The organism is Burkholderia sp. B10, assembly GCF_004368385.1.
Classification (GTDB): domain Bacteria; phylum Pseudomonadota; class Gammaproteobacteria; order Burkholderiales; family Burkholderiaceae; genus Burkholderia; species Burkholderia vietnamiensis.
This window is the reverse complement of record NZ_PQMX01000108.1, coordinates 1-14,827: the sequence shown is the minus strand read 5'-3', so window position 1 is coordinate 14,827 and position 14,827 is coordinate 1. Positions and strand designations below refer to the sequence as shown.

Annotated in this window: 12 protein-coding genes; 8 read left to right on the top strand and 4 right to left on the bottom strand. The window is 69.1% G+C overall.

The annotated features are described in order from the left end of the window. Positions 1-192: 192 nt before the first annotated feature. The 4 genes from C3Y15_RS29470 (at position 193) to C3Y15_RS29455 (ending at position 4,843) form a co-directional block, all read left to right on the top strand. The gene (locus tag C3Y15_RS29470) at positions 193-1,338 is read left to right on the top strand and encodes a porin (protein ID WP_011884212.1); all 1,146 of its coding nucleotides are present in this window, start codon (positions 193-195) and stop codon (positions 1,336-1,338) included. Between the two features lie 214 nt (positions 1,339-1,552). Then, on the top strand, positions 1,553-2,179 hold the full coding sequence (locus tag C3Y15_RS29465) for a flavin reductase family protein (protein ID WP_014722788.1): 627 nt from the start codon (positions 1,553-1,555) through the stop codon (positions 2,177-2,179). A gap of 272 nt (positions 2,180-2,451) precedes the next feature. Further along, positions 2,452-3,135 (top strand): SOS response-associated peptidase family protein, encoded by a 684-nt coding sequence (locus tag C3Y15_RS29460; RefSeq protein ID WP_059462919.1) that lies wholly within the window; start codon positions 2,452-2,454, stop codon positions 3,133-3,135. A 277-nt stretch (positions 3,136-3,412) separates the two neighbouring features. Further along, complete coding sequence (locus tag C3Y15_RS29455; RefSeq protein WP_034193226.1) at positions 3,413-4,843, top strand: cytosine permease; 1,431 nt, start codon at positions 3,413-3,415, stop codon at positions 4,841-4,843. A 73-nt stretch (positions 4,844-4,916) separates the two neighbouring features. Here C3Y15_RS29455 and C3Y15_RS29450 read toward each other — a convergent pair whose 3' ends face one another. Beyond that, complete coding sequence (locus C3Y15_RS29450; RefSeq protein WP_011884220.1) at positions 4,917-5,873, bottom strand: LysR family transcriptional regulator; 957 nt, start codon at positions 5,871-5,873, stop codon at positions 4,917-4,919. 195 nt (positions 5,874-6,068) lie between these two features. Between C3Y15_RS29450 and C3Y15_RS29445 the strand changes: the two genes are divergently transcribed. The 3 genes from C3Y15_RS29445 (at position 6,069) to C3Y15_RS29435 (ending at position 9,825) form a co-directional block, all read left to right on the top strand. Then, positions 6,069-7,379 carry an MFS transporter gene (locus C3Y15_RS29445; RefSeq protein WP_014722791.1) on the top strand — a complete coding sequence of 437 codons (1,311 nt, stop codon included), beginning with the start codon at positions 6,069-6,071 and terminating at the stop codon, positions 7,377-7,379. Between the two features lie 133 nt (positions 7,380-7,512). Further along, positions 7,513-8,778: a Zn-dependent hydrolase gene (locus tag C3Y15_RS29440; RefSeq protein WP_069238881.1), complete on the top strand. Its 1,266-nt coding sequence runs from the start codon at positions 7,513-7,515 to the stop codon at positions 8,776-8,778. A gap of 24 nt (positions 8,779-8,802) precedes the next feature. Continuing rightward, positions 8,803-9,825 (top strand): histone deacetylase family protein, encoded by a 1,023-nt coding sequence (locus C3Y15_RS29435; RefSeq protein WP_059462917.1) that lies wholly within the window; start codon positions 8,803-8,805, stop codon positions 9,823-9,825. Between the two features lie 141 nt (positions 9,826-9,966). Here the strand turns inward: C3Y15_RS29435 and C3Y15_RS29430 are convergent, their stop codons facing one another. Then, positions 9,967-11,172 (bottom strand): MFS transporter, encoded by a 1,206-nt coding sequence (locus C3Y15_RS29430; protein WP_014722793.1) that lies wholly within the window; start codon positions 11,170-11,172, stop codon positions 9,967-9,969. Positions 11,173-11,662: 490 nt separating this feature from the next. Beyond that, entirely contained in the window at positions 11,663-12,574 is a 912-nt protein-coding gene (locus C3Y15_RS29425) for a LysR family transcriptional regulator (protein ID WP_045579282.1), read from the bottom strand. Positions 12,575-12,797: 223 nt separating this feature from the next. Here C3Y15_RS29425 and C3Y15_RS29415 point away from each other — a divergent pair, with 223 nt between their 5' ends. Further along, positions 12,798-13,718: a pyridoxal-phosphate dependent enzyme gene (locus tag C3Y15_RS29415; RefSeq protein ID WP_014722795.1), complete on the top strand. Its 921-nt coding sequence runs from the start codon at positions 12,798-12,800 to the stop codon at positions 13,716-13,718. A gap of 350 nt (positions 13,719-14,068) precedes the next feature. On the opposite strand, the gene C3Y15_RS31915 is transcribed toward C3Y15_RS29415, so the two are convergent. Further along, a partial coding sequence (locus C3Y15_RS31915; RefSeq protein ID WP_166677070.1) for a hypothetical protein occupies positions 14,069-14,827 on the bottom strand: 759 nt, incomplete at its 5' end.

Here is a 14,827-nt window from a genome sequence, read left to right as displayed (position 1 = left end):
CCGCTAACCCATTTCCCTCCCCCCAAAACACCCTCGATTCTGCACAGCACCTTTGCAACGCCGGTCACTAACAGCGGAAAAACGGCTCATTACACTGCGCCCGTCGCATCGCGGGGAAGCATCGATGCGACGCGAATTCGCAGCGCGTAAGCAAAGCGACCGGAAAACGAATGACTTGGGGGGTAAATCATCATGAACAAGCGTTGGGGGATCATCGTGCCCGCCGCATTGCTTGCCACGGCCGCGCATGCGCAAAGCAGCGTTACGCTGTACGGCAAGATCGAGGACGGCATCAACTACACGAGCAACGCACGCGGCCACGGGACCGTGCAGTTGCAAAGCGGCTACGACTACGGCAGCCGCTGGGGCATCAAGGGCACCGAAGACCTCGGCGGCGGCTATCAGGCCATCTTCCAGCTCGAGAGCGGCTTCGACGTCAACACCGGCAAGATGAGCCAGGGCGGCCGCGAATTCGGCCGCCAGGCGTTCGTCGGCATCGCGTCGGACCGTTACGGCACCTTGACGTTCGGCCGCCAGTATGACCCGAGCGTCGACATCTTCTCGCCGCTCACGGCCAACGGCAACTGGACCGGCTATCTGTTCGCGCACCCGTACGACAACGACAACACCGACTACTCGTTCCGCGTCAATAACGCCGTCAAGTACGTGTCGCCGGTGTGGCACGGCATCACCGCGGAAGCGATGTACGGGTTCAGCAACCAGTCCGGCTTTGCGAACAACCGTCTGTACGGCGCCGCGCTGCAATACCAGCAGGGCGGGCTGACGGTCGGCGCGTCATACCTGAAGATCAACAACGCACACAACGGCGATTCGAACGGCGCGATCACCGGCGACAACACGTTCGACGCGTCGTCGCAACAGAACATCGGCATCGGCGTGAACTATGCGTTCGCGAACGCGCTGATCGGCTTCACGTACTCGCACGTCGACGTCTACGACCCGACCGCCAACGCATACTTCACCGGCACGACGCAGCCGGCCGGCGGCAGCTGGAACGCGTGGAAATTCGACAACTTCGAAGTGAACGGCCTCTATCACTTCACGCCCGCGCTGTACCTCGGCGCGGCCTACACGTACACGCAGGCGCGCGTGTCGTCGACGGTCGGCTCGTTCAATCCGAAGTGGCACCAGCTGAGCACGAAGCTCAACTACGACATGTCGAAGCGCACGTCGGTGTTCGTCGAAGGCGTCTACCAGCATGCGATGAACGCCCACACCGGCACCGACTTCGACTACGCGTACGTTCCGGGCGCAGCCGACATCTCGTCGGGCCCGAACCAGTACGTCGTGCGCGTCGCGCTGCTGCATCACTTCTGACCGACCGCTCACCCGCGGACACCGCCCGGCAAACAGCCGGGCGGCGTGCAGCCGGCGGCTGCATCGGCCAGGCTCCGGCGCCGCAACCGGTGCAGCGAATGCAGGCTCGTGTGATACTGGGCGCCGCCCGCCGCGCCGCTCGCATGTGCTTCACGCGGCCATGCGCAGCGGGCGATCGCCTTCCACGCACCTTGTCCGCTGCCCGAGCTCCGTCATGACGCACCCGACCTACCACTATTACGAACCCTCGCAAGGCCACGGCCTGCCGCACGATCCGCTGAACGCAATCGTGGGCCCGCGCCCGATCGGCTGGATTTCCTCTCGCGGCAGCGACGGCACGGTCAATCTCGCACCGTACAGCTTCTTCAACGCGTTCAACTATCATCCGCCGATCATCGGCTTTTCGAGCACCACGGCGAAGGACAGCCTGCGCAACGTGCGGGAAACCGGCGAGTTCGTCTGGAACCTCGCGACGCGCGATCTCGCCGAGCGGATGAACCGGACCTGCGCCGCGGTGCCGTACGGCGTGAACGAATTCGAACTCGGCGGGCTGACCGCGATTGCGTCGCGTCTCGTCGACGTGCCGCGCGTCGCGGAAAGCGGCGTCAACTTCGAATGCAAGGTCACCGACGTGGTCCCGCTGCGCGATCACCGCGGCGGCGAGACGTCGGCCACGCTGGTGCTCGGTGAAGTCGTCGCCGTCCACATTCGCGACGATCTGCTGAAGGACGGCATCTTCGACACGTTCGGCGCGGGCATCATCCTGCGCGCGGGCGGGCCGACCGCCTACGTGCACGTCACGCCGGACAGCCGTTTCGACCTCGCGCGTCCGGACGCGTGACCAAGGCGGCCTGAGCCGTCCGGCGCGCGGCCGCCCGCACCCGCAACGCCCCGCCTGACTCGACGAGCGCGCGGGGCGGTTCGCTCGATGCGTGCCGGCACGACCGCCTGCGTCGAATCGCGGATCGACATCGCGACGCGCCGTTCATCCGGCCGGTGCAGCGAGCGACGCGCTTCGAGCCGCACGGCCCGCCTCGCTCCGGCCGAAATCGCACAGCCGCGGGATGCAGGCTGACCTACGATGGAAGCATCGCATCCGTCGTCCGTCGAACCATGTGCACCCACTACCGTGCTCCCGGCGAAGACCCGGGCATCAGCGAGTTGCGAATCGGCATCGGCGATCTGTTCGACCGCGAGCCGTGGGCACCCGACGTCTATCCCGATTACGCGGCGCCGATCGCGCGCGCCGACGGCGACGGGCTCGCTGTCGTCAGCGCGGTGTTCGGCTTCTGGCCGAAGTTCATGCAGCCCGAACGCATCGACGAGAACGGCCGCAGGAAGCGCAAGCTCGACACGGTCAACGCGCGTGCGGAGACGGTCGGCTCGTCGCGGCTCTACGGCAACGCCTGGCGCAACGGGCAGCGCTGTCTGATCCCGGTGCGCTGGATCTACGAACCCTGTTACGAGACGGGCCGCAACGTGTGGCACCGGATCGGCCTGGCCGGCTGGCAGGCGTACTGTGTCGCCGGCATCTGGCGACGCTACGTAAGCGCCGACGGCCGCGAGCGCATCGGCATGGCGATGCTCACGGTCGACGCCGACGGCCATCCGCTGTTCGCGCGCATGCATCGGCCCGGCGACGACACGCGCGGCGTCGTGATCCTGCGCCGCGACGACTACGACGAATGGCTGCATGCGCGCGACGTCGAAGCCGTGCGGCTCATGCTGGCGCTGCTGCCCGCCGACGAGATGGACGCCGCGCCGGAACCGCCTCTGCCGCCGCCCGCCGGCGCTTGATCTTTCATCTTTCATACGGATCGCTGACGGTCCGGAAAGGCTGATACGCGCGGCGTGCGCGCACCATCCCGACCGCACCGAGCGCCTCGGGTAATCACCTATATCGTCCTAGTTGTATATACAACAATATCCGCTGACCAATGTCGGCGCCCGTCGTTCGAACGGCGGACGGAAGCCGGAGAAGCAGAAGCACTTCGAGAAATTGAAACAGGGCGGCCCGACCCGGCGATCGTGTCGGCGACACCCTCCGTGATCCTCAGCATTCTGGAGATTTTCCGTGTCGACGAATTCCAGCGAAAGAGCCGGCGGTCTGATCGAGGTGCGCTCGATCGATTTCATTCCCGATGCCGAACGCCACGGCGGCCTGCTGAGCCAGTTCACGCTGTGGCTGTCGGCGAACCTGCAGATCACGGCGATCGTCACCGGCGCGCTCGCGGTCGTGCTCGGCGGCGACGTGTTCTGGTCGCTGATCGCGCTGCTGCTCGGCCAGCTCGTCGGCGGCGCGGTGATGGCGCTGCACGGCGCGCAAGGGCCGCAACTCGGGCTGCCGCAGATGATCTCGAGCCGCGTGCAGTTCGGCGTCTACGGCGCGATGATCCCGATCGTGCTCGTGTGCCTGATGTACATCGGTTTCTCCGCGAGCGGCTCGGTGCTGGCGGGGCAGGCCGTCGCGCAGTTGCTGCACGTCGACGACGCGGCCGGCATCCTGCTGTTCGCCGCGGTGATCGTCGCGCTGACGGTGTTCGGCTATCGCGCGATCCACTTCGTCGGCCGGATCGCGAGCGTGGTGGGCGTCGTCGCGTTCGTCTACATGTTCGCGCAGTTGTTTGCGCGCCACGACGTCGGCGCGCTGCTCGCCAACAAGCACTTTTCGCTCGCGAGCTTCCTGCTGTCGATGTCGCTGTCGGCATCGTGGCAGATCGCGTTCGGCCCGTACGTCGCCGACTATTCGCGCTATCTGCCGCGCTCGACGTCGTCGGCGGCCACCTTCGCCGCGGTCGGCCTCGGCTCGGTGATCGGCGCGCAGGCCGCGATGGTGTTCGGCGTGTTCGCGGCCGCGCTGGCAGGCAGCGGCTTCGCGCATCACGAGGTGTCGTACATCGTCGGCCTCGGCTCGACGGGCGCGGTCGCCGCGTTGCTGTACTTCAGCATCGCGTTCGGCAAGGTGACGGTCACGACGCTCAACGCATACGGCAGCTTCATGTCGATGGCCACCATCGTCAGCGGCTTTCGCGGCAAGCGCGCGGTGTCGTCGCGCAGCCGCGCCGCGTACATCTTCGGGATGATCTGCGTGTCGACCTTGATCGCGCTCGCGGGCCGGCATTCGTTCCTGAAGGAATTCACCGCGTTCATCCTATTTCTGCTCGCGTTCTTCACGCCGTGGAGCGCGATCAACCTCGTCGACTATTACTGCTTCACGCGTTCGCGCTACGACGTGCCGGCGCTGTCCGATCCCGACGGCCGCTACGGCCGGTGGAACGCGATGGCGATCACGATCTACGTGGTCGGCATCCTGGTGCAGCTGCCGTTCATGTCGACGCACATCTACACCGGCCCGCTCGTCGACGCGCTCGGCGGCACCGACATCTCGTGGATCCTCGGCCTCGTCGTGCCGGCCGCGCTGTACTACGTCGGCGCGCGCGCGTCGCGGCGCAGCATCCCGGAGCATCTGATCCTGCCGCTCGAACACGGCGGAATTCCGCACTGACGTCACGCGCCCCGCGCAGCGTTCGCGCCGCCGCATCGCGCGGCGCCGCACCCACGGCCCGGTGCGCGCGTGCCTACGCGCCGAGCCGTTCCGCGAGCGAATGGCGCTGCATGCAGCGCTCCATCGCGTCGAGAAACGCCTGCTCGGCCGCGTTCATCCTGCGCTCGCGATGCCACAGCAGGAATACGTCGACGTCGATCAGCCCGTCGTCGGGCGGCAGGCGCCACAGGCGCTGCTGCGCGACGTCGTCGCGCACGATGTGCTCGGGCAGGCAGCCGATCCCGTAGCCGGCGAAGATCAGCCGCCGCACTTCATCGAGGCTCGGCGACGACGCGACGATGCGTCCGGTGAAGCCTTTCTGATCGCGGAACACGGTGAGCGGCGACAGGCTGTCGCCGATCTGGTCGCTGGTGAACGACACGAAGTTCTCCGCGAGCAGGTCTTCCATCCGCAACTGCGTCTGCCCGAACAGCCGGTGATGGCGGCCGCAATAGATCGCATAGCGCTGGCGCAGGAAGCAGCGCATCTGCAGCTTGTCGTGCGGCGTGCGGCACAGGCCGAGCCCGGCGGTGGCCGTCTTCTGCAGCAGCGACGACAGGATGTCCGACGAACGCATCACGTCGATCTGCAGGTCGATGCGCGGATACGCGCGATGGAATTCGGCGAGGAATTCGTCGTAGACGGGCGACTCGATGCGGCTCACCGTCAATAGCCGGATCGACCCGGTGAGGTCGGCGGTGCTGTCGTCGAGCTCCGTGTCGAGGCGCGACACGCCGCCGTAGATGTCGCTCGCGATCCGGTACACGGCTTCGCCTGCCGCGGTCGGCGCGAAGTGCGCGCCGCGCCGCTCGATCAGCTTGCGGCCGAGCGCGTCCTCGAGCCGCCGCAGCGCCTGGCTGACGGCCGGCTGCGTGACATGCAGGCGCGCGGCCGCACGGCTCACGCTGCGCTCCTGCATGATCACCAGGTAAGTGCGCAACAGGTTCCAGTCGAGGCGGTCGTTGACGAAGCGGGCGAGGTCGGCGCGCATCGGGGCTCCAGGCTGAACGTCGGAACGTTGGAATGGGTATTAGCCAGATTTATACGCGAAATAATAATTTGAAATTGGACTAATGATATGTGGCCGCCGATAAAGGAGGCGTGCCGCACCCGGCGGCACGGGGCCGCGACAGACGGCCGGCCATCACGATATTGCGCGTGCCGCGGCGCGCGTCAGGAGCCCCGCATGAGCCAGTCCCTTCCTAGCGCGCGTCAGCCGGCGCGTGCCGCGACCGCGGCGTTCATCGGCACGATGATCGAGTGGTACGACTTCTACATCTACGCGACCGCCGCCGCGCTCGTGTTCGGTCAGCTCTATTTCCCGTCGCACGACCCGTTCGTCAGCACGATGGCGTCGTTCGCGACGTTTGCCGTGGGCTTCTTCGCGCGGCCGCTCGGCGGCATCGTGTTCGGCCATCTCGGCGACCGCATCGGCCGCAAGAAGGCGCTGATGACGACCTTGATGATGATGGGCGTCGCGACCGTATGCGTCGGGCTGCTGCCCGACTATTCGAAGGTCGGCGTGCTCGCGCCGGTGCTGCTGGTGGCGCTGCGCGTCGTGCAGGGGATCGCGGTCGGCGGCGAGTGGGGCGGCGCGGTGCTGATGGCCGGCGAGCATGCGCCGCAGGGCCGCCGCACGTTCTTCGCGTCGTTCGCGCAGCTCGGCAGCCCGGCCGGGCTGATCCTGTCGCTGGTCGCGTTTCGCGCGGTCACGTCGATGGACAAGGCCGACTTCCTCGCGTGGGGCTGGCGCGTGCCGTTTCTGGCGAGCGCGGTGCTGCTGGTGGTCGGCATCCTGATCCGGCTGGGCGTGAACGAGTCGCCGGAATTCGCGCGCGTGAAAGAGGCGAACCGCACGGTGAAGCTGCCGGTCGCCGAAGTGTTCCGCTCCGCGTCCGGGCTCGTGCTGCTCTGCATCGGCGCGAACACGATCGGGATCGCGGGCGTCTACTTCACCAACACGTTCATGATCGCGTACACGACGCAGTACGTCGGCGTGTCGCGCTCGCTGATCCTCGACAGCCTGTTCGCGGTCGCGATCATCCAGTTCGTCGCGCAGCCGGCCGCCGCGTGGCTCGCCGAGCGCATCGGCAGCGCGCGGTTCCTGAAGATCGCCGCGCTGCTCGCGATGCTGTCGCCGTACCCGATGTTCATGCTGGTGCAGGGCGGCACGTCCGCGTCGCTGATCGCCGGCATCGCGCTCGCGGTCGTCTGCATGGCCGGCTTCTATTCGGTGATCGCCGGCTTCGTGAGCGACGTGTTTCCGGCCCACGTGCGCTATTCGGCGATCTCGCTCGCGTACCAGGTGTGCGGCGCGCTCGCCGGCGGCCTGACGCCGCTCGTCGGCACCTGGCTGGCGCATCGCTTCACCGGCCAGTGGTGGCCGCTCGCGGTGTTCTACACGGGCCTCGCCGGCATCTCGCTGCTCTGCATCGTCGCGCTCGACGCACGGCGCGCGTCCCGGCCGGCTGCCGCCGAGGCGCTCGGCTCGCGCTGAATCCCGACGCTTCGATCAGCCGCGCCGCGTGTGGGCGAACGCTGCCGGTACGCGACCGTCGCAGGGCGTGCGCGGCGGGATCGGCAGCGTGCGGAAATCGATACCCCCGACGAACGAATTCATTGGAGTGCACATGAACGACTTGCTGGAAGTCGACGGCCATCGCCTGTGGCAAAGCCTCGCCGACATGGCGCGCATCGGCGCGACGCCGCGCGGCGGCGTGCGCCGCCTCGCGCTGACGGACGACGACCGCCGCGCGCGCGACCTGTTCGCGCAATGGTGCCGCGATGCGGGGATGACGGTGCGGGTCGATGCGATCGGCAACCTGTTCGCGCGGCGCGACGGCGCCGATGCGCAGGCCGCGCCGGTGCTGATCGGCAGCCATCTCGACACGCAGCCCGAGGGCGGGCGCTTCGACGGCGTGTACGGCGTGCTCGCGGCGCTCGAAGTCGTACGTGCGCTGAACGACGCGCGCATCGCGACCGACAAGCCGCTCGAGATCGTGTCGTGGACCAACGAGGAAGGTGCGCGTTTCGCTCCGGCGATGCTCGGCTCCGCCGTGTTCACCGGCGCGCTGCCGCTCGACGACGCGCTCGCGCGGCAGGATGCCGACGGCATCGCGCTCGGCGCCGCGCTCGACGCCTGCGGCTATCGCGGCACGCACGCGCCCGGCGGCGCGGTCGATGCGTATTTCGAAGCGCATATCGAACAAGGCCCGGTGCTCGAGGCGAACGGCACGACGATCGGCATCGTCACCGGCGGCCAGGCGATCCGCTGGCTCGATGTGCGCGTGACGGGCGTGGCCGCGCATGCGGGCACGACGCCGATGGCGTATCGCCGGGACGCGTATTTCGCGTGCGCGCAGATCGCGCTGGAGCTGGAGCGGATCGTCGCCGGCTACGCGCCGCGCGCGCTCGCGACGATCGGGCAGATCGGCATCCGCCACGCGTCGCGCAACACGATCGCCGGTGACGTGACGTTCACCGTCGACCTGCGCCATCACGACGATGCGTGCGTCGACGCGATCGAGCAGGCGTTGCGCGAAGCGTGCGCGCGCGTGGCCGCGGCGCGCGACGTGCAGGTGGCGCTCGACACGTGCTGGCGCAGCCCGGCGACGCCGTTCGATGCGGCGTGCGTCGATCTCGTCGCGCGGGCGGCGCACGCGTTCGGCTATGCGAGCGAGCGCATCGTCAGCGGCGCTGGCCATGACGCGATCGTGCTCGCGCGCCGCGTGCCGACCGCGATGGTGTTCATTCCGTGCGTCGGCGGGCTGTCGCACAACGAGGCCGAGGACGCGCTGCCCGACGACGTGACGCGCGGCGCGAACGTGCTGCTCAACGCGGTGCTCGCGCGCGCCGGTGTCGCGACGCACGCGGCGGCCGCCGCGTTCGACGCGTGACGAGACGAACCGACGAGGACAACGATGAAAACCTTCTTCCATCCCGAACAGTTGCTGCACCATCCGCGCACCTACCTGTCGCGCGGCAGGATGCGCGAGCCGCAGGAGGTGCCCGAGCGTGCGGCGCGCCTCGTCGCGGCGGTGCGCGCGCTCGACTTCGACGTGTGCGAGCCGGCCGACCGCGGCACCGCGCCGATCGCGGCCGTGCACGACATGAACTACCTGCGCTTTCTTGAGGAAGCGCACCGCGACTGGAAGCGGATGCCCGACGACTGGGGCGACGAAGTGATGTCGAACGTATTCGTGCGCGACCCGAACCCGCTGCGCGGGATACTCGCGAAAGCCGCGCGCTATCTGGCCGACGGCAGTTGCCCGATCGGCGCGCACACGTGGCGCGCGGCGTACTGGTCGGCGCAGAGTGCGCTCGCGGCGGCCGCGCACGTCAACGACGGCGCGCGCGACGCGTACGCGCTGTGCCGTCCGCCCGGTCATCATGCACGGCGCGACGCGGCCGGCGGCTTCTGCTACCTGAACAACGCGGCGATCGCCGCGCAGGCGCTGCTCGGCCGCCATCGCCGCGTGGCGGTGCTCGATACCGACATGCATCACGGGCAGGGCGTGCAGGAGATCTTCTACGATCGCGACGACGTGCTGTACGTGTCGATCCACGGCGACCCGACCAACTTCTACCCGGTCGTCGCCGGTTACGAGGACGAGACGGGCGCGGCGGCCGGCGACGGCTACAACCTGAACCTGCCGATGCCGCACGGCGCGCCGGAGTCGGCGTTCTTCGAGCGGCTCGACGATGCGTTGCGCGCGCTCGCGCGTTTCGAGCCCGATGCGCTCGTGCTCGCGCTCGGCTTCGACATCTACAAGGACGACCCGCAGTCGCAGGTGGCCGTCACGACCGACGGGTTCGGGCGGCTCGGCGGCGCGCTCGGTGCGCTCGCATTACCGACGGTGATCGTGCAGGAAGGCGGCTATCACCTCGAGAGCCTCGACGCCAACGCGCGCGCGTTCTTCAGCGGGTTCGCCGCTGCACGCTGAGCGTCGCGGGCGCGGCCGCCGCGCGCATGCCGCTGACGATGAAGAGCGCATCGGCATCCCGGTGCGGGCCGGTCGCCCGTTGCCGGTCGCCGGTAACCGGTTGTCGCGCCGCGTGCCGGCGTAATGCGGATCGCGCGGCGTTTACGAATTCGCGGCAACCGGTGCGCGCCGGCGTTGCGCCCGCTGCAGCGCGACCAGCGCGAGGCCGGCCGCGGCGATCAGCGCGCCGACGAGCGGCACGGCCGGGTAGCCGAAGCCGGCCGACAGCGCGGCGCCGCCGGCTGCCGCGCCGAGCGCGTTGCCGAGGTTGAACGCGCCGATGTTGACGGCCGACGCGAGGCCCGGCGCTTCGTGGGCCGCGCGCATCACGCGCATCTGCAGCGGCGGCACCACCGCGAACGTCGCGATGCCCCACACCAGCAGCGTGAGCGCGGCGCCGACGTGCGTGCGGGCGAGCAGCGGAAAGGCGGCCATCGTCGCGATCAGCAGCACCAGGAAGCCGATCAACGTGCCGTCGAGCGAGCGGTCGGCGAGCCGGCCGCCGGCGATGTTGCCGATCGAGAAGCCGACGCCGATCAGCACCAGCATCGCCGTCACGAAGGCGGGCGTTGCGCCGCTCACGTGCGCGAGCGTCGGCGCGACGTACGTGTAGAGCGTGAACATCGCGCCGGCGCCGAGCACCGTCGTCGCGAGCGCACCGAGCACGACGGGACGCGTGAGCACCGCCAGCTCCGCACGCAGGTCCGGCATCTTGCCGGCGTCGCCCTTCGGCAGCGCCGCGAACAGGCCGGCGATCGCGATCACGCCGAGCGCCGCGGTGGCCGCGAACGACATCCGCCAGCCGATCATCTGCCCGAGCCAGGTCGCGGCCGGCACGCCGCCGACGTTGGCGATGGTCAGACCCATGAACATCGTCGCGACCGCGCTGGCCTGCCGCTCGCGCGGCACCAGGCTGGCCGCGACCACCGAGCCGAGCCCGAAGAACGCGCCGTGGTTCAGGCTCGTGACGAGCCGCGCGAGCAACAGCGTCGTATAGCCCGGCGCGACGGCCGACAGCAGGTTGCCGAGGGTGAAGATCGACATCAGCGCGATCAGCGCCGAGCGGCGCGACCAGCGCGCGAGCAGCAGCGTCATCAGCGGTGCGCCGGCCATCACGCCGATCGCATACGCGCTGATCAGCATGCCGGCCTGCGGAATCGACACGTGCACGCCGTCGGCGATCACCGGCAGCAGGCCCATCGGCGCGAATTCTGTCGTGCCGATGCCGAACGCGCCGGCGGCGAGCGCCAGCAGCGGCAGCGCGGTGCCGTGGGCCGCGCGGGAGGGAGAAGTGGAGTTGGGGTTCACGCGATGCCTTCCTGTCAGCGTTGCGCAACGGCAGCGGGCCGTCGCGGACAGCCTGCAGTGTGCCCACATTGTTCTGATGAAAAAAGCCGCATGCGCACGAAATAATCTTGATTCGATGTCAAGAATGCGTGAGGCGGGCGGCGTGCCCGCGCGCTGCGACGGCCGCGTCGGCGGGCCTCGAGCAAAAAAAGCCCCGGTCACAGGGGGACCGTGACCGGGGCGAAAAGGCATCCTCTCTTTGGCACGAGGAATGGATGCGCGCGAAGTATATTTCGCGGCATTGCGATTCGAAATGACGTTAAACGGCTGTTTTTGGCGTCAATTTAAAAATACCGACACGGTAATGTTGTGCGTTATGTATTTGAAAGGATTTTCGTCGGGGTGCTGAAGTGTTTAGTGCGCGATGGCCGCGAAGCCGGTCGCGGCGGCAGGCTGGCGGCCTGCCGTCCGAACGAGCGCCGACGAGTGCGGCTGCCGTGCGCGCTTGCGCTCAGTCCGCCCGGTCGACCACTGCGTGCACGGCTTCGAGAAACCGCGCGACGACGGGAGACGCCGGCACGGCCGCGCCGTCGAACACGAACTCGATGTCGAAGCGGCTCGCCAGCTCGTCGAGCGCGACGAGCCGGACCGTGTGCGGACACGTCGGCGCCGCGCTGTGCGGCACGAACGCGCAGCCCATGCCGGCCGCGACGAGGCCGATCAGCGTCGGGATGTCGCTGCCGACCTGCGCGATGCGCGGCGTGAAGCCCGCGCGCTCGCATTGCGCGATCAGGAAGCGGTGGTGCGCGGCCGAGCGCTGCGCGTCGAACCACACGAACGGTTGGTCCGCGACGTCCGCGAGCGAGTGCGGCGCATCGAAGGGCTCGCCGGGCGGCGCGGGCATCGCGAGCACGAAGCGGTCGCTCAGCAGCCGCACGCCGGACAGGTGCGGCGCCTCGTCGCGACGCCACGCCATGATCCCGCCGTCGAGCTGGCCGCGCACCAGCGCGTCGGCCTGTTCGGCCGACAGCATCGGCGCGATCGACAGCTTCACGTCCGGGCATGCGGCGCGAAACGCCTTCAGCACGTTCGCGAACACCGGCAGCGGCAGGCAGTTCGGCAGCGCGCCGAGCCGCAGTTCGCCGAGCTGGCCGGCCGCGCTGCGCAATGCGCGTTCGCGGCTGTCCCGCACCGTGGCGAGCACGGCGGTCGCATCGCGCAGGAAGCTCGCGCCGGCCGCCGTCAGCGTGACGCCCGTCGCGCGGCGGATCAGCAGCGGCGTGCCGATCGCGTCCTCCAGCTCGCGGATCTGCCGCGACAGCGCCGGCTGCACGATGCCTGCCGCGCGGGCGCCGCCCATCACGCTGCCGGCTTGCGCGACGGCCACGAAATAACGCAGGTGACGCAGTTCGATCTGGCGCATGCGGGTGGGGACTCCGGTTTCCGGTTTCGGTTGGTGAGAATGATATGCCTGGCAAGCATGGCGAATACGCTTCGATGGTATTGGAAAAGCATGGCCCGCGTGCCGTACGATGGTTGCCGTTGCCGTTGCCGTTGCCGTTGCCGTTGCCGTTGCCGTTGCCGTTGCCGTTGCCGTTGCTTGATCGACGGCTGCGCCCGTCCCTCGTGTTCCATCGTGATCCACCATGCCGCTCCATATTCAGACGCCGTACCTCCGTTCGCACACCGCCTCCCGCCGGCTCGGCGCCGACGTCTGGTTGAAGCTCGATGCGCTTCAGCCGTCCGGTTCGTTCAAATTGCGCGGGATCGGCGCGGTGTGCGCGGCGCGACAGGCGGCCGGCGCGCGCCGCTTCGTGTCGTCGTCGGGCGGCAATGCGGGCATCGCGGTCGCGTATTGCGGGCGCGAACTCGGCGTGCCGGTGCTGGTGGTGGTGCCCGAGACCGCGTCCGTGCGCGCACGCGAACTGATTCGCGGCGAAGGGGCCGAGGTCGTCGTGCATGGCGCGAGCTGGGTCGAGGCCAACGCGTTCGCGCTGGCGGCCGTCGGCGAGCACGACGCATTCGTGCACCCGTTCGACGATCCGGTGTTGTGGCGCGGGCACGCGACGATGGTCGACGAGATCGCGGCCGTCGGCCCGAAACCCGACGCGATCGTGCTCGCGGTCGGTGGCGGCGGGCTGCTGTGCGGCGTGCTGGAGGGGCTCGCGCGCAACGGCTGGCACGACGTGCCGGTCGTCGCGGTGGAGACGGCGGGCGCCGACTGCTATGCGCGCTCGGTCGCGCAGCGGCGTCCGGTGGAACTGCCGGCGATCGAGAGCATCGCGACGTCGCTCGGCGCGAAGCGGCCGTGCGACGCGGCGCTCGAGTGGGCGAGCCGGCATCCGGTTCATCCGGTCGTCGTATCGGATGCGCAGGCGGTGGCCGCCTCGTTGCGGCTGGTGGACGAGCACCGGCTCGTCGTCGAGCCCGCGTGCGGCGCCGCGCTGGCCGCGCTCGAACGGCCGGTGCCAGTGCTGGCCGCGGCGTCGAACATCGCGGTGATCGTCTGCGGCGGCGTGACGGCGACCATCGAGCAACTGCAGTCGTGGAGCACTACGTTGCGATGAGGTGTGGCCGTCCGTGACGCTCGGCCGGTGAATGACGGCGATCGAGCCCGATGCGTGACGGCGGCGCGAACGGACGGTGGTGGCTTGTCGGTGTGACTTCGTGGTGTCTGTCGCGCGGGTTCGGCGGGGCTGGCTCGCGATTCGCGTTGCCGTGAGCGGATGCGAGCGCGGCGCGTGAGGTGGTCGGCCGCAGCGGCGCAGATCGCTATGCGACGACGAGGACGAGGGCGTGTCGTACCCGCCGTCGGCCGCATGCACGAGCGGCGCGCTCGCGATCGGTTCCGCACACGGCGGGCGAAGCGCCGACGCATCGAAGCACTGTGTCGCGCGAAACGTCCACCGTTCCGTCGCTACGTGCGCATGGCACGCGTGGACGAGGGGCGCGTGGTCAGTTGGCCGGCGCTGCGCTGACCGCGGTCGGCGCGAACGATGCTATGGGATCGGCGGTGGGTGCGGACGCCGACGTATTGCTTGCGGAGGCCGCAGCGGCGTGCGTGGTTGCCGTTGCCGTGGGACCGGACATTGCCAAAGCTGCGCTCGAAGCGACCGGCGTGCCGCGCGTGCCGGTGGGTGCCGACGCGGAAACCGCTTCCGACGCAGCGGCATGAGGCGGCGCAGACGAAGCCGTGGAAGCGAGGACGGGAGCCGAAGCGAGTGCTGCGGCCGTAGCCGATGCAGAAGCCGCAGCATGGGCCGCAGCCGAAGCAGCTGAACCGGCTGCCGAAATCGAAGCAGTCTCGAGTGCTTGCGGTGAAGCCGGAGAGAGCGTCGCGGCCGGAGCGGACGCCGAAGCCGAAGCAGGTGCAGCGGTCGAAACAGCGGCTGGCAGCGACGCAGTAGCTGAAGCCGGGCCGAGGGCTGAAACAGGACCGGACGCCGAGGCCGGTGCGGGTGCCGAAGCAGGAACAGCTGTCGACCCCGAAGCAGGTGAAGGCGAAGCAGGTGCCGAGGCCGGAGCGTGTGTCGAAACTGGACCGTGGGCCGAAACCGGAGCGGATGTCGAAGAGGCTGCTGGCGCGGAGGCCGCTGCGGGTGCCGAAGCGGGTGCCGGAGCCGAAGCAGGTCCGGAGGCCGGGGCAGGCGCCGAAGCGGCACCAGCGGCCGAAGCC